The 18,641-nt window shown below is 67.8% G+C and carries 14 protein-coding genes and 2 pseudogenes; 5 read left to right on the top strand and 11 right to left on the bottom strand.

From position 1 onward, the window contains the following. Window positions 1-13: 13 nt before the first annotated feature. The 4 genes from ACZ4UV_RS24670 to ACZ4UV_RS24655 all read right to left on the bottom strand — a co-directional run bounded on the left by ACZ4UV_RS24670 (window position 14) and on the right by ACZ4UV_RS24655 (window position 5,142). Window positions 14-856, bottom strand: a complete 843-nt coding sequence (locus tag ACZ4UV_RS24670) for a fumarylacetoacetate hydrolase family protein (RefSeq protein ID WP_451020724.1) — start codon at window positions 854-856, stop codon at window positions 14-16. Continuing rightward, window positions 853-2,625: an FAD-dependent monooxygenase gene (locus tag ACZ4UV_RS24665; RefSeq protein WP_467840666.1), complete on the bottom strand. Its 1,773-nt coding sequence runs from the start codon at window positions 2,623-2,625 to the stop codon at window positions 853-855. The genes ACZ4UV_RS24670 and ACZ4UV_RS24665 overlap by 4 nt, the downstream gene beginning before the upstream one ends. Before the next feature lie 43 nt (window positions 2,626-2,668). Beyond that, window positions 2,669-3,163: a VOC family protein gene (locus ACZ4UV_RS24660; protein WP_451020722.1), complete on the bottom strand. Its 495-nt coding sequence runs from the start codon at window positions 3,161-3,163 to the stop codon at window positions 2,669-2,671. Between the two features lie 1,016 nt (window positions 3,164-4,179). After that, entirely contained in the window at window positions 4,180-5,142 is a 963-nt protein-coding gene (locus tag ACZ4UV_RS24655) for a PDR/VanB family oxidoreductase (RefSeq protein WP_451020721.1), read from the bottom strand. A 1,258-nt stretch (window positions 5,143-6,400) separates the two neighbouring features. Between ACZ4UV_RS24655 and ACZ4UV_RS24650 the strand changes: the two are divergent. The 5 genes and pseudogenes from ACZ4UV_RS24650 to ACZ4UV_RS24630 all read left to right on the top strand — a co-directional run bounded on the left by ACZ4UV_RS24650 (window position 6,401) and on the right by ACZ4UV_RS24630 (window position 10,322). Then, a pseudogene (locus ACZ4UV_RS24650) lies at window positions 6,401-6,961 on the top strand (TetR/AcrR family transcriptional regulator). A 121-nt stretch (window positions 6,962-7,082) separates the two neighbouring features. After that, window positions 7,083-9,284, top strand: a pseudogene (locus ACZ4UV_RS24645) (MMPL family transporter); the annotation flags it as partial. Between the two features lie 39 nt (window positions 9,285-9,323). Then, complete coding sequence (locus tag ACZ4UV_RS24640) at window positions 9,324-9,710, top strand: carboxypeptidase-like regulatory domain-containing protein (protein ID WP_467840736.1); 387 nt, start codon at window positions 9,324-9,326, stop codon at window positions 9,708-9,710. 106 nt (window positions 9,711-9,816) lie between these two features. Next, window positions 9,817-9,987: a hypothetical protein gene (locus ACZ4UV_RS24635; RefSeq protein WP_467840662.1), complete on the top strand. Its 171-nt coding sequence runs from the start codon at window positions 9,817-9,819 to the stop codon at window positions 9,985-9,987. Between the two features lie 125 nt (window positions 9,988-10,112). Further along, complete coding sequence (locus ACZ4UV_RS24630; protein WP_451019777.1) at window positions 10,113-10,322, top strand: hypothetical protein; 210 nt, start codon at window positions 10,113-10,115, stop codon at window positions 10,320-10,322. Window positions 10,323-10,360: 38 nt separating this feature from the next. On the opposite strand, the gene ACZ4UV_RS24625 is transcribed toward ACZ4UV_RS24630, so the two are convergent. From ACZ4UV_RS24625 to ACZ4UV_RS24595, 7 genes are all read right to left on the bottom strand, one after another. Next, the gene (locus tag ACZ4UV_RS24625) at window positions 10,361-11,188 is read right to left on the bottom strand and encodes an IclR family transcriptional regulator (RefSeq protein ID WP_451019776.1); all 828 of its coding nucleotides are present in this window, start codon (window positions 11,186-11,188) and stop codon (window positions 10,361-10,363) included. A gap of 210 nt (window positions 11,189-11,398) precedes the next feature. Next, window positions 11,399-11,782 carry a hypothetical protein gene (locus ACZ4UV_RS24620; protein WP_451019775.1) on the bottom strand — a complete coding sequence of 128 codons (384 nt, stop codon included), beginning with the start codon at window positions 11,780-11,782 and terminating at the stop codon, window positions 11,399-11,401. A 526-nt stretch (window positions 11,783-12,308) separates the two neighbouring features. Further along, the gene (locus ACZ4UV_RS24615; RefSeq protein ID WP_467840658.1) at window positions 12,309-13,511 is read right to left on the bottom strand and encodes an MFS transporter; all 1,203 of its coding nucleotides are present in this window, start codon (window positions 13,509-13,511) and stop codon (window positions 12,309-12,311) included. A gap of 307 nt (window positions 13,512-13,818) precedes the next feature. After that, window positions 13,819-14,286, bottom strand: a complete 468-nt coding sequence (locus ACZ4UV_RS24610; RefSeq protein ID WP_467840655.1) for a DUF6069 family protein — start codon at window positions 14,284-14,286, stop codon at window positions 13,819-13,821. A 259-nt stretch (window positions 14,287-14,545) separates the two neighbouring features. Further along, entirely contained in the window at window positions 14,546-15,937 is a 1,392-nt protein-coding gene (locus tag ACZ4UV_RS24605; RefSeq protein ID WP_451019778.1) for an aldehyde dehydrogenase family protein, read from the bottom strand. Window positions 15,938-16,058: 121 nt separating this feature from the next. Further along, entirely contained in the window at window positions 16,059-17,294 is a 1,236-nt protein-coding gene (locus tag ACZ4UV_RS24600; RefSeq protein ID WP_451019772.1) for a M24 family metallopeptidase, read from the bottom strand. Continuing rightward, window positions 17,291-18,640 (bottom strand): Rieske 2Fe-2S domain-containing protein, encoded by a 1,350-nt coding sequence (locus ACZ4UV_RS24595; RefSeq protein WP_451019771.1) that lies wholly within the window; start codon window positions 18,638-18,640, stop codon window positions 17,291-17,293. Before ACZ4UV_RS24595 ends, ACZ4UV_RS24600 begins: the two co-directional genes overlap by 4 nt. Window position 18,641: the final 1 nt, after the last annotated feature.

Below are 18,641 nucleotides of genomic sequence, written 5' to 3'. Positions count from 1 at the left end.
TGGGCACCAGGCGTCACAATCGGTCCTTTACCACTGTATTGCGCAGTTCGCCGATCCCCTCGACGACCGTGACGAGTTCCTGTCCCGGCCGGAGAAAGACCTTGGGGTCGCGGCCGGCACCCACGCCTCCCGGGGTACCCGTGGCGATCAGGTCGCCCGGCAGCAGCGTGATGATGGTGCTGACGTACGCGATGATCGTGGCGACGTCGAAGAGCAGGTCTGCCGTGTTGGACTTCTGCATCGTGGTGCCGTCCACGAGGCAGCTGATCGTCAGCCCGGACGCACCGCGCGGCAGTTCGTCCGGTGTGACGAGCGAGGGTCCCACAGGGCTGGTGGCCTCGAAGGTTTTGCCGGACAGGAACTCACGGGTGCGATGCTGCCAGTCCCGGACGGTGACGTCGTTGAGGACGGTGTAGCCCGCGACTTGCGCCAGCGCCTGGTCCGGCGACACGTGACGTGCGCGGTGTCCGATCACCACACCGAGCTCGGCCTCCCAGTCCAGGTCGTCGCTGACCGGCGGAATGTGCACGTCGTCGTAGGGTCCGATGAGGGAGCCGTCGTACTTGGCGAACAGTGTCGGATGGGCTGGGGTCGCGCGGCCCATCTCCTTGATGTGCGTGGCGTAGTTGAGGCCCAGACACACGATCTTGTTCGGGTGAGGGACGACGGGAGCGAGGGACGCGGTCGACAGGGAGATGCGGTCGCCGTCCTCGGCGGCCGTGCGTTCAGGCCAGTCGTCGCCGCTCGACAGCAGTTCGCCGACGTCGGAGTAGGGCAGCAGAACGAGGTCGTCCCCATCCTGGCGGGCAGCGGCTGTGCCGCGCTCGTCGTGCAGCCGGACGGTGCTGAGCCTCATCGGGGCCCTCCTTGGGTCTTGGAAACGCTCTTGGTGACGGGGTGTGCGGTCGGTGCGGGCCGCGGTCGGACGACCTCGTGACTGATCTCCGCCGGACCGTCTGACGCGGCAAGGGAGACATCGCGCCCTGGAGCGGGCGCGAAACGACGCAGGCTGTGCGAGACACGCTCTGCCTGGTCGGCTGGGAACACGGCCGCGATCAGCCGGTCAGGGCGCACCAGCAGGAAGTGTCCCGTGAGCCCGCCGAACAGCGCCTGGAGTCGGCCGTCGGCGTCGGCTACGGCGGTGCGCCCCCGGCGGTCGCGGGGGTAGCGGTCGTCGAGGACGACCGACACCCGCTTGCCTGCGGGCAGACCGGTGTGTGCGGCAGTGTTCCAGTCGGCGTCGCTGAGGCCTACGCCCAGCAGGTTCCAGCCACGGCCGAGCACGTTGTCGAGCCGGGTCACCTGGAGCTGCGGACCGTGCAGGACGCGTGGCTGCGGAAGAAACGTGCCCACCGGTGACCCCTTTTTGCCGTCGAAGGGGACGACGGCGCCCGAACGAACGCGGGTGTTCGGCCGGTACCGCATCTCGGTGAGGTACCGGCGCCCCTGCGGGGTGTGCATGGCGCTACGCACCAGCAGATCGCGCAGCCGTGCCCGGCTGCGGCTGGTCGTCATGACGATGCGGCCGAGCCGGACCGAGAGGTCGATGACGGCCTGGGCATGTGGGCGGCGTTCGGTGTCGTAGGTGTCGAGCAGGGTGTCTCCCGCCCGTCCGGCCAGGACGTCGGCGAGCTTCCAGCAGAGGTTGGCCGCGTCTCGCACGCCGGAGTTGAGTCCCTGGCCCGCGAAGGGCGGCATCATGTGGGCGGCGTCGCCCAGAAGAAAGCAGCGTCCGTCGCGCAGGCGGTCGGCCAGCAGTGCGTGGAACGTGTACGACACGGCGCGCTCGACCTGGTCCGGGGTGATCTCGCGGTACGGCCGCAACAGATCGCGTACCAGTTCGAACGGTGGAGGATCGCCGGGCAGGCCCTCCCCGGGGTGCAGCAGGAACTCGTAGCGGCACCGGCCGTCGCGCCCCGGAACGATGACCGTGGGGCGGCTGGGGTCTCCCATGTGCATGCCGTAGCGCTGGTCGTGGGGATCTCCCAGTGTGTCGGCGACCAGCCACACGTCGGGAAAGCTGCGCCCCTGCATGGGGATGGACAGCAGTTCCCGGACGGTGCTGCGTCCGCCGTCGCATCCGAGGACGTACGAGACGTCGAAGTGCTCGACCGGTCCCGTGCCATCGCTCGGTCCGACTCCGACCCGTACCCGGTCGGAGTGCTGTTCCAGCGAGAACAGCCGTGTGCAGAAGCGGGTTTCGACGTCGGGACGGCCGCGCAATTCCTCGACCAACACCCGCTCCAGGTCGGGTTGGGCGAAGGGGTTCTTGAACGGGTGCCCGAACCGCTGGTCGCCGAGGCCGCGGGCGTGCACGAGGGGTCGGTTACCGACGCCGAAGTACTTCGTTCCCGTGCCGGGCACGATGATCGGGTAGACCGCCCCGTCGATGCCGGCCGCTTGTAGCGTGCGCAGCGACTCGTCGTCCAGACTGATCGCCTTGGCGTCGTTGCTCGTTGTCGGATTGCGCTCGACGAGCAGGACGCGTATGCCGAACGAGCCGAGCAAATGGGCGGCCGTGAGCCCCGTCGGACCGGCACCGACCACGAGTACGTCGGCTTGCACCGGGGCTGCCGAAGCGAATCTTCGCCGCGGTTCCGGATGCGGTGGCTGGGGGTTGCTCATGGGTGGGACTCCAGTGGTCGGCGGCGTGTGGGGGCGCGGTGGGCTACTGGACCGGCTGATAGGCGGGGCCGCCCTCGGTCAGCAGCCGCTCCACGTCGGCCATGACGTCGGCGGGCTCCTGGTCGAGGTTGAGGGTCTTGCGGAACGGCTGTCGCACGTCGCGCTCCACCCGCAGATACACCTCGTTGCGGTTGCCCTCGGGGTCGAAGAAGTAGATACCGATTGCGTTGCCGTGGGTGACTTCCTGCTGCACCTCGATGCCCTCGGCCCGGAACCGGTGGTGGAACTCGATGACCGACTCCAGGGAGTCCACCCGCCACGACACCTGATGCGTGAGCTTGGCGCCGTCGTGGGCGGTCCGCCCGCGCTGCAGGACGAACTCGTGGTGCTCCTGCTCAGGGCAGGAGGAGAGGAAGACGATGCCCAGCTCCTCGTCCTCGTCGGTCACGGTCAGGCCAAGGACGCGCGTGTAGAAGTCGCGCATCGCGTCGAGGTCGTGAACCCAGAAACCGGTGTGGCCGAGACCAGTGATCGCCATGGCGTGTCTCCTTTTTCAGGATCAGAGTTTTGCTTTACAGGACAATAGGTGGATGCTGAACTAGGCGTCAACTGTTGTTGGGACGTGTTCGGCGTGTGGCGCTGATGCCGTGGAGGTGTGCGGACTGGCCGAGCGCGTGTCCCGGACCTCGTGTCTCTCGCGATTGAGGTGCAGGAAATGTCATGTTCAGGACATGACTGGGCCATGGTGCCTCCTGCGTCTAACCGAGAGCAGGGATGGTCGGTTGACGCACTGCGCCCGAGGCGTGGTGCGCCCGACCGCGCTCCCTCGCCCGGCATGGGTGGTGCGATCGTCGAGTCCGGGTACCGAGTTGGCCGTAGCTCTGCCGCCAGGCGGCGCGGGCCGACGATGACAGCCGCCATCCAGGCGGCGCTGAACCTCGTCCGACAGGCGTTCGGCCGGTGGTGGGTTCTTCCGAGGCGTCGGTTTGGGCCTGACGACGCATGGTGTTGATGGCCAGTCTCGACCGGCGGCTCGCGGCGCAGACCGTGGTCCAGGAGGTCGCGGACGGCTGCGTGCCGCTTAACGGACCGGGGTGGTCGGTCGTCACCCAACGGAGGCGGGTGGACTCGCCACCTCGGGCGCCGCTTTCGGAGCGGGCTCGGGTACCGAAGGCACACGTCCATCGCGGCTGATCAGACACTTCACGGCCGTGTCCAGGTTGTGCCAGTGGTCGGGCGGGAATCTGACGTCGTTCGGGGCTCCGATGCGGGCTACGTCGGCGTAACAGTCACGGCGACGACTGCGAACGATCTCCACGCCGACGGACAAGCGGGGGCGAAGTGGCTGGCCGGCAAGCGATCGTGACCCACCCGCGCGGACGCCTGATCGGCGAGCATCAGGATCTCGATGCGGCCGAGCAACAGGCGGTCCGCCAGGCCGTGCTGGATCACGGGCCCTGTGGGTCGGGGCTGGCCGGGCAGCTATGGACGCGTATCGGCGGGGGAACACGTCTAGGCTGCCTCGATCGTTTGCAACGAGTCTTCTCATTGTCGTCACAGGTCGAGCAGCAGCCTGGGACAGGCCGCCCGGGACACGCAGATGAATATGGCGTCGTTGGTCGCTTGCTCGGACGGATTCATCAATGAGTCACGATGGTCGACCTCGCCCGCGAGAACACGTGTCTCGCAGGTGCCGCATATCCCTTCCCGGCACGAGGCGAGGACAGGAATCCCGGCCTCTTCGACAACTTCCAGGATGGACTTCTCCGGAGGCACGGTGAGGGTGACGCCGTTTGCGGCCAGCTCCACTTCGAATGTTTCGGTGAGCACGGGCTTGCTGACATCCCTCGGGTTGAACCGCTCCAGGTGCAGTGTCCCCTCGGGCCAGTCCGCACAGTGCTGTTCGACCGCCCTGAGCAGAGGCTCGGGGCCACAGCTGTACACGAGCGTGTCCGGTTGAGGGGTCCCGAGGATCCGATGCAGGTCGATGAGACCGACTTCGTCCTGCGGATACGGTGTCACCCTGTGCCCGCTCGTGTCCTCGAGCGTTTGAAGGAACGCCATGGACCGCCGGCTACGTCCGCCGTAGTGCAGCTCCCAGTCCGCGCCGGCTGCGTCAGCGGCGCGGAGCATCGGCACGATCGGAGTGATCCCGATTCCTCCAGCGATGAACACGTACCGCGGTGACGACACGAGTGGGAAGTGATTGCGCGGCCCGCAGAGGCGAACCTCGACGCCCTCGGTGAGCGCCTCGTGCACATGGCGAGATCCGCCGCGGCCCGTCGGCTCCCGGAGCACTGCGATCCGCCAGGACGACCGGTCTGAGAGGGCGCCGCACAGGGAGTACTGACGCGTCATGCCATCGGCCAGTTCAACGTCCACATGTGCACCGGGTGCCCACTCCGGCAGGTCGGCGTCGGACGGATCGGCCAATTCGAGGACGATCACGTCCTCTGCGCCGTCCCAGCGGGCGGTCACCCGTAGATCGAGTTTCACTTCGTCATGAGTACTGGACATATGTTGACTTTCATGAGGCGGCCACTTCGGAGAGGTCTGAGCGTTGGTGAGGGGTGTCGCGGTGCCAGGGTCGCCGCGTACTCCCGGAAGTACGGCCGCTGGATCTATGCGTTGAGTGAGAGTGGCAGTGAGGCGGAGCCGCGAAGCATGTTGCCCAGGTGGGGGAGGGGCTCTCCGTCCAACAGGATCTCCTCTTCCACCTCGGCGAGCGTGGTCGCGACCGCCTCGCATTCCAGTGCCCAGGTCGGAGCGGTCGGGGTTCTCCCGGAGCCACGGATCCCGGCTGCTAGAGCCGAGGAGGAAGAGGAGGGCGTGGGAAGTGCGGCGGTTGCAGTAGCACCAGCGGCTTCGGTGGTCGACGTGGCCGTACTGGAAGGGCTGTCCACAGGGGGTCACGGTGGGTACTGGTTCTCGGGCCCGCACCGGTGGAGCGTGCCGTTGAGCGTCTCGGGCGCGGCGCCCTGGATGGGCTGCAGGTCCTGGACGTCGACCTCACCAGGTACGGGTTCGTTCAGGCCCTGGGGAGGGTGAGATCGCGGGGAAACGTGTCAGTTTCGACATGGCTGCCTCCCGCAACGGCAAGTACAACACAGCTCGATGTCTAATTTTTTGGTCTTCGGTGAGCCCGTGGTCAAATGTGCGCCACGCCACGGAATCGGCGGCGTCGTCCGGGCTTGGCGCCCTGGCGCTGGAGCGGGAGGGCGTCCACCCGGTCCTACGGCTGTGCATCCCGGCCGACCGCAATCGCGGCGCCTCCTTACTGCAGGTCACCGGGGCAGTCCATGGGTGGAACCAGTTACGCGGCCAGCCGCCTCTGCCCCGGAGCTGTCGCTTTCGCATCGGGTGCGGGGGCATAGGTGTGAGCGTCCGTGATCCGATTCGGTGCTGCGTGGACACCGGGTTCGGCTTCGCTGGCGTGGCGCAGGTCCAGGTGTGATGGGCCTTGTGCTAGTCCGCGGCATCGTCCCACCGGCGGCATGCTCCGACCCACGTCGGACCCGATGCGGCAAGGCGCTGAGGTTCGAGTCCGCTCCGGCGCGGCGAAGCCTTGGCCCCGCGGTCGATTGTGAGGGGCGCCATGGCTCGCGTAAGCCCGGACGCGCGATGTAACGTGCGAAACGGTTTCGTTTTCATGCTGAGTGGCGTATGGTCATGGCCGTGCGGTGATCCGTACGAAACCGTTTCGTTCATAGGGTGCGTGATGGTCGAGGTTGCAACGTCGCGTCGCGGCCGGCTCACACCCGAACGCGAGGCCTAGCTGTACGCGGCTGTGCTCGATCTGCTTCGCGAGGTCGGCTATGGCTCGTCACCATGGACGCTGTGGCCGCACGCACCCGCTGCAGCAAGGCGACGCTCTACCGGCAGTTGGCGGCAAGGCCGAGCTGATCGTCAAGGCGATGCGTCACAACAAGCCCGCCAGCGTCAGGGGCGTCGACACCGGGTCGCTGCGGGGAGACTTCCTGGCTGAGCTGTCCATCGAGGACGACTCCGCCGTGGAACGGAACTCCGCGCTGATGGCGGCCTGGCCATGGAGATACACCACAATCCTGACCTCGGGCGGGCGTTCCGGGAATTACTCATCGACCCGGAACAGGCCGAATTCAACCGGGTGTTGCAGCGCGCCGTCGACCGAGGCGAGATCCGTGCGGACAACCCTGCGTTGGATTATGTGCCGCACGTACTCATCGGCGGCTACTTCGCCCGCACTCTGATCGACGATCGCCCGCCGACGCGGGCGTTCCTGGCTGAGTATGCCGACGCCGTGCTCTTCCCCGCCCTCGGCGTCCGGCTCTCCCCTTCTACGAGTCCCCAGCAGTAAGCCGCTCTCCAGCCGTACTTGGCGCAACCTCCCCTCTGCCTCCAGGGCATGTGAGGGCCCCCATCGTCGTCGGGTCTGCCCGCTGCCCTGAACCATCCACGACTGACCCGGAGCACGTCCCGTGGCTACCTTCCTTTACAAACTCGGCCGATTCGCCTTCCGGCGACGGCACTACATCGCCCTGTTCTGGGGCGCCCTGCTGGCCGCCGCCTGCGTCGCGGCCTTCAACGCGCCCGCAGCAGGCTCATCGTCCTTCTCGATCCCCGGCATCGAGTCCCAGAAGGCCTACGACCTGCTGGCGCAGCGTTCGCCTGGCTCGAGCGCCGACGGAGGGAACGCGAACGTCGTCTTCAAGGCTCCCGCGGGCGAGAAGATGACAGACGCCGACAACAAGGCCCTCGTCGAGCAGACCGTCAAGGACCTCGGCAAGGGGCCCGAGGTCGATTCCGTCACCGACCCGTTCACACAGCACAACGCGGTGAGCAAGGACGGGACGATCGCCTACGCGCAGGTGAAGTACACCGCCCCGGCCAAGGAACTGAAGGACTCCACCAAGGACTTCCTGGAGAAGACGGTGGAGGAGTCCCGGCACTCCGGGGTGACCGTCGAGATCGGCGGTGACGTGCTCGACGAGTCGCCCGCGACCGGTATCGGAGAGGTCATCGGTGTCGCCGTCGCCGCGGTCGTCCTCGTCGTCACACTGGGCTCGCTCGTCGCGGCCGGACTGCCGCTGCTGACCGCCCTCATCGGGGTGGGTATCGGAGTCGCGAGCATCACGGCCCTCGCAAACGCGCTCGACCTCGGCGACACCACCTCCATCCTGGCCATGATGATCGGCCTCGCCGTCGGTATCGACTACGCCCTGTTCATCCTCTCCCGCTACCGGGGTGAACTGGCCGAGGGCCGCGAACGCGAGGACGCGGTCGGACGGGCCACGGGTACGGCGGGCTCGGCAGTGGTCTTCGCCGGGCTGACGGTCGTGATCGCACTCGTCGGCCTCTCGGTCGCCGACGTCCCGGTGCTGACCAAAATGGGTATCGCTGCGGCGTGCACGGTCGTGCTCGCGGTGCTGATCGCCCTGACGATGATCCCCGCGATGATCGGCTACGTGGGCCGGAAGATCCAGCCGACAGGCAAGAAGAGCAAGCGGTCCGGTGGCAGGAAGGCGCAGCAGAACACCGAGGGCAAGCCCAACATGGGCACCCGCTGGGGAAGCTTCGTCGTCCGCCGTCCCGCCGCCGTCCTGGTGCTGGGCGTGGTCGCCCTGGGGGTCATGGCCATCCCGGTGACCCAGCTGCAACTCGGGCTGGGCGACGACAGCACGAAGCCGGAGTCCACGACGCAGCGAAAGGCCTACGACCTCCTCTCCGAAGGCTTCGGCCCCGGCTTCAACGGCCCGCTGATGATCGTCGTCGACACGAAGGAAAGCAGTGACCCGAAGGCGGCCGCCAGCACGGTGACCGACGAAATCGAGGGCCTGAAGGACGTCGCGACGGTCACCCCCGCGCTGTTCAACAAGGCCGGCGACACGGCGACGATCACCGTCATCCCGGACTCCAAGCCATCCTCGAAGCAGACCGAGGACCTGGTGCACGCCATCCGTGACAAGGCCGACGGCATCAAGGCCGACACGGACGCCCGGGTGCTGGTCACCGGCACGACCGCGATGAACATCGACTTCTCGCAGAAGCTGACCAACGCGCTGATCCCCTATCTGGCGCTGGTGGTCGGCCTCGCGTTCCTGCTCCTGATGGTCGTCTTCCGCTCGATCCTCGTCCCGCTGAAGGCGGCCCTCGGTTTCCTGCTGTCGGTGCTGGCGGCGCTGGGCGCCGTGGTCGCGGTCTTCCAGTGGGGCTGGCTGGCCGGTCTGCTCGGTGTCGAGGAATCCGGCCCGATCATGTCGTTGGTGCCGATCTTCATGATCGGCGTGATCTTCGGCCTGGCGATGGACTACGAGGTGTTCCTCGTGACCCGGATGCGTGAGGCCTACGTCCACGGTGAGGAGCCCAAGCAGGCGGTGGTGACCGGTTTCAAACACAGCGCACGCGTGGTCACGGCCGCCGCGATCATCATGATGGCCGTCTTCGCCGGCTTCATCAGCTCCAGCGAGTCCATGATCAAAATGATGGGCCTCGGGCTGGCGTCCGCGGTCTTCTTCGACGCGTTCATCGTCCGCATGGCCATCGTCCCCGCCGTCCTCGCGCTGCTCGGGAAGAGCGCCTGGTGGCTCCCCCAGTGGCTGGACCGCGCCCTGCCCAATGTGGACGTCGAGGGCGAGCGTCTCCGCGCACAGGACCAGCACCAGAGCGGGAACACGCAGGATCCGTCCACCGAGCCGCCCTCGGAGCGGCAGCCGGCGCTGGTGGGCGCCGGTGTCCTGCGGAAGTCGGTGGAGGCCGAGCCACAGGCGGCGTACGCCTCCACCGAGAGCGCGCCTGCCCCGGTTCCCGCGACGAGCGGGCCGTCCATCGAGGGTCAGGTGCGCGACGCGGAGGGCAAGGGCGTCGACGGCGCCACGCTGACACTGATCTCCCTGACCGGGCGTCAGCTTGGCCGCACCGTCACCCGGTCCGACGGCCGGTATTCGATGCCGACGCCGGGCTCCGGCTCGTACGTACTGACCGCGGCGGCCGACGGCCATCAACCGCGGGCCGCCACCTTGGAGGTGGGCGAGGAGCCGCTGGCGTACGACGTGCTGCTGGCCGGGACCAGCGGGCCGGACGACGAGGACCTGCCGAGGGCGCGTTGATTGTTGTCACCGATGTGCGCGGAGAGGTGCTGGCGACGGTCAGGCCCGTTCCCCAGGTTGAGTGCTCCGTCGGCGAACCGCCGGCAGTGACCCCACCGCACGCCACTTGCTGATCGTCAAAAAGCCACTTCACCCGGTGACCGGTCACCGGGTGAAGTGGCTTACCGCTGCACCTGGCTGCATCACTGGGATTGCGAGCATGATGAGGAAGAACCTGCTCGTCGGCATCGTGCTCTTCAGCTCGGTGACGCTTAAGTGGGGCGACGAAGCCGGCTGAGCTCGCCGACCAGACTGTCGACAAGGCCGAATCAGAGCCGATCAGTTCTGCGCTGACCTGTGGCTCGGTCTCGGTCTCCGCCCTGGGCTTGGACAAGTGAACCGGCGACCCCAACGCGACCTGGCATGACGTCCCGGCTGCGTACCGGCCTGTTGCCGTACGTCCACCGGCCCGCCGCCGACGCGGTCCGCACCGGCGAGCCGCTCGCCCGACCCATGGCCCTGGACCACCCGGGCCGCCCGGACGCCCACGCACCCGCGTCGTCGAAGGTGCGATCGCTCGACCTCGGCGAGCCGCGGGAGCCTGCGAGTTCACCCAGGCGCGGATCGCTGTGACGGCTGGTGACTGCTGGGTCGGTAGGCGCTGTTCGCAGTCATGAGGGAGGCGGTGCGTCGTATGTGTCGGATTCGGACAGCGTGTCGGACTGCACCGACGAGACCTGCTCCCGTGCCGTGTTGAGTGCGGCGACGACGTCTTCCTCGCGGCCATGAAAGCGAATGGCGGGGATCGGCACGGAGAGTGCCGCCAGTGTGCCGTAGGTGTCCTGGACGGCGATGGCGATGGCACACACGCCGGGAGTGCTCTCCTCCAGATCGAAGGCCATGCCTGTCCGCCGAACCTGCGTGAGTTCCTCCACAAGGGCGGCCCGTCGCGTGATCGTGGAGGGGGTGAGCCGAGTCAGTCGTGCCGGGAGCAGGCGCGCGATCTCGGCATCGCTCAACTTCGCGAGGACGGCTTTGCCGTTGGCGGTGCAGTGCAGCGGCAAGCTGCTTCCCACCACCGATACGGCACGCAATGTGTGCTGCCCCTGTATCGAATCGGTGATTCTCAGTCGGCCGGATTCCAGGACCGCGAGGTCGACGGTTTCCTCCAGGGTCTGGGCAAGGTGCTCCATCGCCGGCCGGAGCAGGGCGCGAATCTCCGGTCGGCCGGCCTCGGCCAATCGCACCAATTCGGGACCGATGCGGACGCGACCCGTAGCAGAGGCTGCGACCAGCACGCCCTCGACCTCCAGAGCGGAGACCAGCCGGTGAATCGTCGAGCGCGGGAGCCCGGTGCGTTCAGCGAGCTGGGAGAGGCTGAGTCCCTCCCGCTCGCCGGCGAGGGCGCGGAGCACCCCGACAGCCCGCCCGATGATCTTGATTCCGGCTTCGCCACCGTCCTGTGCGGCGGCTTCCTCGTGTGTAGCGTCAGGTGTCACTCGCCCAGTATGCGACTGCCGCGCGGGACAACGGCGTCTCGCGTACCGGGCATTGCTGGTTGACGGGCTCGGCCTTTTTCGTTCACCTGTTGCGTTCGGGATATGCCCTCGTCCTGGCGAACAACGCGGGGATCAGGACCGTACGACGATCAATCACGTTCTCGTCTCTGAACCGGATGAGCGACCTGTCGAGTGACCGGGGCCGACCGGCTACGGTGCTGCCTCGCGCAAGAGGGCCAGGAGGGTGTGTGCCTGTGGGGCACTCGCGTCGAAGAACTGCGTGGCCAGTGCGGGTGGCACGGCGGTTCCATGCATGCGGACTTCGTGGCAGCTGAAGCAGAACGCCGCCTCGAACAGCGCCAGGTCGAGAGTGTCCGCGTACGCCCGGATGCTCCAGCCCGGCGAGAAGCCGCAGCGGTGCTGCTCTCCGCCGGGCAAACTCTTGATCAAGGCCAGGACACCGGCCGCCTCGCTCCCGATCCAGTGGGCGCCTGCCCTGCCGGGATACGGGGCTCCGCGCTTTGTCGGGAGTCCGGAGATCCTTGTGACCTCCAGCAACACAGCGGTGGCCACGGCTTCGGTGGGGAGCTGCATGTGCGTAGTGTGCCCGCGTCCGGTATCGGGGCTGTGCACCTGCCCGGGAGGACCGACTCGCGCACTCACAGGCCTACCGAAGCGGGAGCGCCTGCCGTAGAGCAGGATGCACGGTGTCGAGGAGACAGCTTCGAGCATGGGGAGGGTGGATGTGACGCCGACGCCGCAGACTATGCAGCGGCCCGGGCGCGCCGGCCGAAGACAATGGCGGGACATTGGCCGCCCGTAACCGTGCTCCGGGCCGCGTGGTCGTGTCGACACACTCGAATCCGCCAGGTCGTTGGCCAGCGACAGATCGAGATGAGCGCAGGGTTCCCGCGCGGTCAGCGGATGGCCGTCGAGGCGTGCTCGGGCAGGTATGCGCGACACAGGCCTTTGGCGGCGGTCGGTCAGGACAGAGTCGTACAGGTCGGTCGTTGGGCGGAATCTTGTCGGGCGTCCGCAGTGCCGCCGGATCTCGTGGGCTAGACACACACGGCGGGTCTCGCTCCGGCCGCGCGGCACGGCGGGGGGGCATCTCCATCAACTACGGCAGGTTCGGGCGGGGTGGTGCCGTGAACTCGCCGTCACATTTCGGGCCCGGGTGAAACGGTGGTGGCAGCGGGGTGATGTGCCCGGCGTCCGCGATGGTGCCGACGTGCTCCTGAAGGGCGGGGTGGGGAAGGACATCGAGCACGCGCGGTGCCACACAGAGCGTCAGCGACCGACAGTAGCCGTCGGCGATCCACACACCGATCAGCGGCATGACGAAGGAGACGGGCTGGCCTGCGAGGAGGCTCAGCACGACGGCCGCGGTCAGTACCGTGGTGGGCGGATAGAGCAGGATGAAAGCCATGGTGGCCCGGGCGGTCCCCGAGCGGGAGGTGGTCGTCTCGTTCCGATGGATCGCCGTGCCTGCTACGACGAAGATCGCCAAGACCGCGCCCGCGCTCAGCGCGGCGTTGAAGTGCAGGTCGACGGAGGTGAGTCCCGTGATGCCTGACCAGGCGATCAGGTTCGCTCCGATGACGACGACGCCCGTCCACACGATGATCGGCCGGCTCGGCTTGCGGCGTCCGTCCTGGCCAGGGTCCAGGACGGACACGTCGGTGTCGCGCGGCAGTAGCCACAGGCACAGGGCAAGAGCGATGATTCCCAGGCCCGCTCCCATGGCTGTGATCAGACGCCAAGCGTTTTCGATCGGCAGCGCGCCCGCCGTGTTCTGGGTGACGAGTCCCGCGATGGGTATGCCCAGCGGAGCGATGACGAGTGCACGCCTGGCTCGGGTGGCCGCGGCTGCGCGGGTGCGCCTGCCTTTGCGGGCGGCGTTCTGGCGCGCGGCCCCGGTCCTGGTGGCGGAGTCCTTGACGAGACTCAGTGTCAGTGGAAACCCGACGCCTGTGCCGATTCCGGCGAGCATCCTGAGAAATCCCAATTGCCAAGGGGCGGTTGCGAGAGCGCAAGCCCCGGACCAGAGCGTGAGCCACAGGAGTGCGGCGAGCGTGGCCTGCCGGAGCCCGAGGCGCCGGGCCAGCGGCAATGCGGCGCGGAAGCCTGCCAGAACGCCTAGAAAGGCTGTGCTCCCGACCAGCCCCGCAGTGCTCGGTGACAGGTGCCAGCCGGGCTCGTTCTGCAGGGAATCGAGGAAGTTGGGGAACGCGACGAGCTGGTAACTCTGTATGGCCAGAAGAAACAGTCCGAGTGGGACCAGACTGCGGCCAACAGGGGGGGTGACGGTGTCGGACGGCATGCCGGCCTCCAGATGGGGAACGGAAGAAAGGGACCAGCGCCCGGATGGAACCGGGGCCGCGGTTGCGGGGATCTCGCGGTCGGATGTTTTCTGCCGAACGCCGGGAGCGCGCCGGCCATGATTCGGCGGCGTCGAATCATGCGGGTTATTGCAAGAGCAGAGCGCGCCGCCGGGGGACCTTTACGCCCCACCAGTGAGCGTCCTGTTATGCGGGGCATCATCCTGGCAATTGGGACTATGTTGGACCGTATGGCCGCACCCTGAAGAGGTCAAGTGGTGTGTGGGGTGATGGATGGGCGGCTGTGAGTCAGCTTCGGGGTGTGTCGTTCAGGGGCAGGGCGCGGTGGTAGGCGGCGACGGCCACCGCGGCGACCGCGACGTGCATGAACACCAGTCCGATGATCCCGGCGGCATTGGCGTGCGGAATGTAGTCGCTGACGAGCATCAGCAGGTCGGGGACGAAGGAGATGACCACGACGGCGGGGACCAGCCAGGACAGCAGGGCGCGCGGCCGGGCCGACCACCGGCGGATCACCGCCCATCCGACTGCGCCGATGATGACGCCCAGGACAGTGAAGGTGACGTATGGCCCGGGCTGGAGGGGCTCGAAGTCGTCGGAGGCTCCGGCCGCCCGGGAGACCAGGGCGATCAGCGCGTCGGCGATGATCGCGGCCACGGTGCCCGCGATCAGCCATCCTGCGGCGGCGGCCCGGCTGGGCGCGGAGCGTATGGACCGCGCCGGTGCAGGGGTGGCGGAGGAAGGTGTGGCGGACATGGGAAGACTCCTTCGGTGACGGGCGGTCGGCCGCTTGAGGCCCTGTGTTCCGCCCGGGCGTCAGGCGGTTTTCGGAAGCGGCTGTCTACACCACCCGCCACCTACAGAGCATGTGCGGGTTCAAGAGCCGGATCTACTACGGGAACGAGTACTGGGCCGGACCCACCGTGGGACTGGCCGCATAGGAAGGGCTCCACACTTCGAGGGGATTGACAGACGCCGGCTGCTCATCGAGCAAGCACCCGGACGCCGGTGCTCATCAACCACGCACGACGTGCAGCACCTTCGTCTCGGTATAGGACAGCAGGCCGGCCAGCCCGCCGGCCACTCCGAGGCCACTCCACTTGTGCCCGCTGAAAGACACGCCCGGTGCCGGCATGGCGTGCGTGTTGACCCAGGAGGTCCCGCATTCCAGCCGGGCCGCCACCGCCGCGGCCCGCTCCGGGTCCGCGCTCCACACCGAGCCGTCGAGCCCGAAGCGCGTACTGTTGGCCCGGGCCACCGCCTCTTCGACGTCGTCGTACGGGATCACCGGCAGAACGGGCCCGAACTGTTCCTCGTCGACGACGCGCACGCCGTCCTCGAGATCCCTCAGGATGGTCGGCGCGAAGAAGTAGCCGTCACCGTCCAGGCGCCGACCTCCGGCGGCCGCGGTGGCACCGCCGGCCAGCGCGTCCGACACCAGCTCCTGGACCCTGGCGAACTGCGGCGCGGTGGCGAGCGGTCCCATCTGGACGCGGGGGAGCATGCCGTCACCCACTTCGACCGACCGTGCCCGGTCCGCCAGGGCGTCGACCACCTCGGTGTACCGGGCGCGTGGTACGTAGAGACGTTTCAGCGCCATGCAGATCTGCCCGCAGTTGACGAACGCGCCCCAGAACAGCTTGTCGGCCGTGGCGTCGAGGTCGACGTCGTCGAGGAGGATGCCCGCGTCGTTGCCGCCCAGCTCCAGGGTGATGCGCTTGAGGTCGGGCGCAGCCGACGCCGCCACGTGCTTTCCGGTGGCGACCGAACCCGTGAACGTCACCTTGCGGACCAGGGGGTGTTCGGCGAGCTGTGCACCCAGCGGGTCCCGGCCGCTGATGACGTTCAGCACGCCCGGCGGCAGCACGTCACGCAGAACGACTCCGAGTGCGAGCGAGGAGAGCGGCGTGAAAGGAGACGGTTTCAGTACCACTGTGTTGCCCGCCAGCAGGGCCGGCGCGAATTTCATCGCGGCCTGGATCAGTGGGACATTCCACGGGGTGATCGCCGCGACCACGCCCATGGGCTGGTGCAGCACCTCGATCCGCTCCTCGTCGTCGTCCCGGATCACCTCCCGGGGCACGTCGAGGGCGGCCGTGCCCCGCAGGGTCATCGCGGTCACCATGACCTCGAAACGGGCGTCGGCCAGAGGCTTGCCCTGCTCCAGTGTGAGCAAGGTGGCGAGCTCCTCGGCGCTCTCCTCGATGCGTGCGGCCGCGGCCAGCAGCGCGCTGCGGCGAGCGTCCATGTCGTCGCGCCAGAGCGGGAAGGCGTCGGCGGCCGCTTGCACCGCGTCGTCCAGCTGGGCCGGTGAGCAGTCGGGCGCCTGGGTGAACACCCGGCCGGTGGCGGGGTTGTGCACCCCGAAGGTATCGACAGTGTGGACGTCCTTGCCGCCGACTGTCATCGGATTGTTTTGCTCGGACACGGTGTCTCCTGGAGTGCGGGGCGGCCGGTGCCGTCAGGAAGGTGAGGAGCGTGGTGGTGAGATCAGCGAGTACTGCGGGCGGAACGTGGTCGGAGTTCCGTCAGGACACGACGTGCATGCGGCAGGGAACGGTGTTGAGCTCGTCCGGTCCGTTCTCGCCCACGACGACGGTGCCGCCGATGTTGACACGGTGCTGTCCCGTACAGGCGTTGGGTTCGAAAGCGAACGCCATGCCGGGGACGAGTTCCAGGTCGGAGATCGGCTCGACGGTACGGAAGACACGGCGGCTGTCCTGGCCGGGGATCTGTTCGGCGTTCAGCGCGATGTGCCCCGCGAAGGCCGCGGGAGTGAGACTGTGCACCAGGGGGGTCATGTTGTAGTGGCCGGCCTTCAGGAGGGGCTCGCTCATGGCCCGGGCGACGTCGAGGAAGGCGGCTCCCGGACGCAGGGCCCGGAGGCCGGCGTCGTAGCAGTCACGGGCGATGTCGTGGAGCGTGTGCAGCACCTTCGGCACCGGCTCGACCGCGACGGACATCTGGACCTGTGTCTCGAATCCGCCGTAGCAGGACATGATCTCGGCCTGGACCAGGTCGCCGGGCTGGACTGTCCGGGAGGCGCCGCCGGCGTAGGTCCAGTAGGGCGGCGCCCAACCCGGGTCGTCCGCGCCGACACTCATGATGACGTGAGGGTAGGTGGTGGTGCACGAGTTGCGGTGGAGGACCTCCACGGCTGCCGCGTAGATCTCGGCCTCGCGCACGCCGGGCCGGATCATCTCCAACATGGTCTGGCAGGCTTCCTCGGCCGCCTGGGCGGCGAAGCGGACCAGTTCCAGTTCATGCGGCGTCTTGGGGAGCATCGTCTGGGCGAAGTCGAGGGACATGTCCTCGAATTCGGCCTCGGGCAGGTTGTTGAGGACGTAGTCCCACATCATGTGGGTGATGAGGCCCTCCATTTCCCCCGCCGAGCTCCCGGTCATGCCGACCACACCGATACGACTCGACGTCAGTCCCTCTTCGGTGAGTGCCTGGACCACCCCCCGGCCGAACGGACCGACGCGTACATCGTCGATCCAGAAGCGCACATCCCGCATGTTCGCGGCCAGGCGGCGGGTGTAGCGGTGGTGGGTCCAGGTGAGGTGGACGGGGTCGCGTTCGGCGAAGAAGACGACGACGCCGTCGAGGACCTCGTTGGCGAGGTAACCCTCGTACCGTTCGCGGCCCTTGAGTCCGAAGACGAGCAGACAGTCGAGGTCCTTGTCCCGCATGAAGTCACGCGTGCGCTGCCAGCGCAGTTCGCGGGCGGCGAAGGGAAGGACGGGATACTGTTTCGCGGTCATGCCCCTACCCCCTCGGTCGCCTCGACGAGATCGCTCTCCAGGATCCTCGGATCGGCGCCCGCCGCCTCTGCCACGTCCCGGTAGTACTGCAACCAGTCGGTGCCCTCGGGGACATGACCGCCACCGGCCATGAGGCCGCGGGTGAGCTCGGTGTCGTCCAGGGTGGCCGGGAGGTCCCCGGTTGTTGCGTACGCGTCGACGGCCTTCAGGAGGCGCCGCCGCGTCCGGCTGATCATCAGGTCCGAGGCGGACAGGTGCTCGTGGGTTCGGTCCACGACTGGTCCCATGCTTTCAGTGATCATCTTGTCCTGGATCTGGATACCTTGCACTCCGGTGTAGTTGCCCTTCGCCTGGGCGTCCCGGTCGAGGAAGTAGTTGTTCTCCTCGGACGGGGTGAGCCGCCACCTGCCGTACCAGTCCTGGTCGTTGTCGGGCTGGAGCAGGTCTGCCATGCGGACCTTGACACCCGGCAGCTCCCCGACGGTGGAGTGGAACGCCGACCTGCCGTCCACCAGCGCTCGATCCCGGCTGAGCTGGAAGATCATGGAGTGGGTGTCGTCCATCGGCAGCCAGAACCGCACGACGGGCTCTTCGACCTCGAAGGGGTTCTGGCCGGGGATGGTCCAGGACGGCAGCAGCTGCTGGGTGTAGTGCCAGTAGTCGGGGGCGAAGCTCTCCGGCCTGCGGTGGCCCTCCATGGTGCCCCCGGCCGTGTAGACGACCTTGGTCTCCACGGCCCTGCCACTGGTGACCCACTTGAGGACGAAGTGCTCGCCGACGTCCTCGGGGTCATGGCCGCCGTGGTGGAGGAACGCGAGATGGGCCGCGTCGATGTCCCCCTCCATGCCCTGGAGCCAGTTGCACTCGCGCAGCCACATCTGGATCTCCAGCTCCTCGTCGTCGGCGACCACGCCGATCACGGGCAGCGGCGGCGGCGTCTCGCGCGACCCCATGTAGATCCAGACGAGGCCGTTGCGTTCCCGCACCGAGTAGGCCTTGGCGCGCACACGGGTGGGCACGCGTCCTCCCGCACTGCTCGGAATGTCGGTGACGCGGCCCTCCACGTCGAACATCCAGCCGTGGTAGGAGCAGCGCAGCCCGCCGTTCTCGTTGCGGCCGAAGAACAGGGAGGCACAACGGTGCGGACATCGGTGGTCGAAGATGCCCATCCGGCCGCCGCTGTCACGGAAGCCGACGAGGCGCTCGCCCAGCGCCATCAGGCGGATCGGGGCACCATCGGCCTCGAACTCCGAGGACCGGGCTATCGGCAGCCAGAACTGGCGGAAGAACTCTCCGGTCGCACTGCCGGGGCCGACGTGTGTCAGCTTGGCGAAGGGGTCAGTCATG

This window comes from Streptomyces sp. NPDC028289 (genome assembly GCF_055565975.1).
Note: the sequence above shows the minus strand (reverse complement) of the source record. Positions and strands in the feature narration are given on the sequence as shown.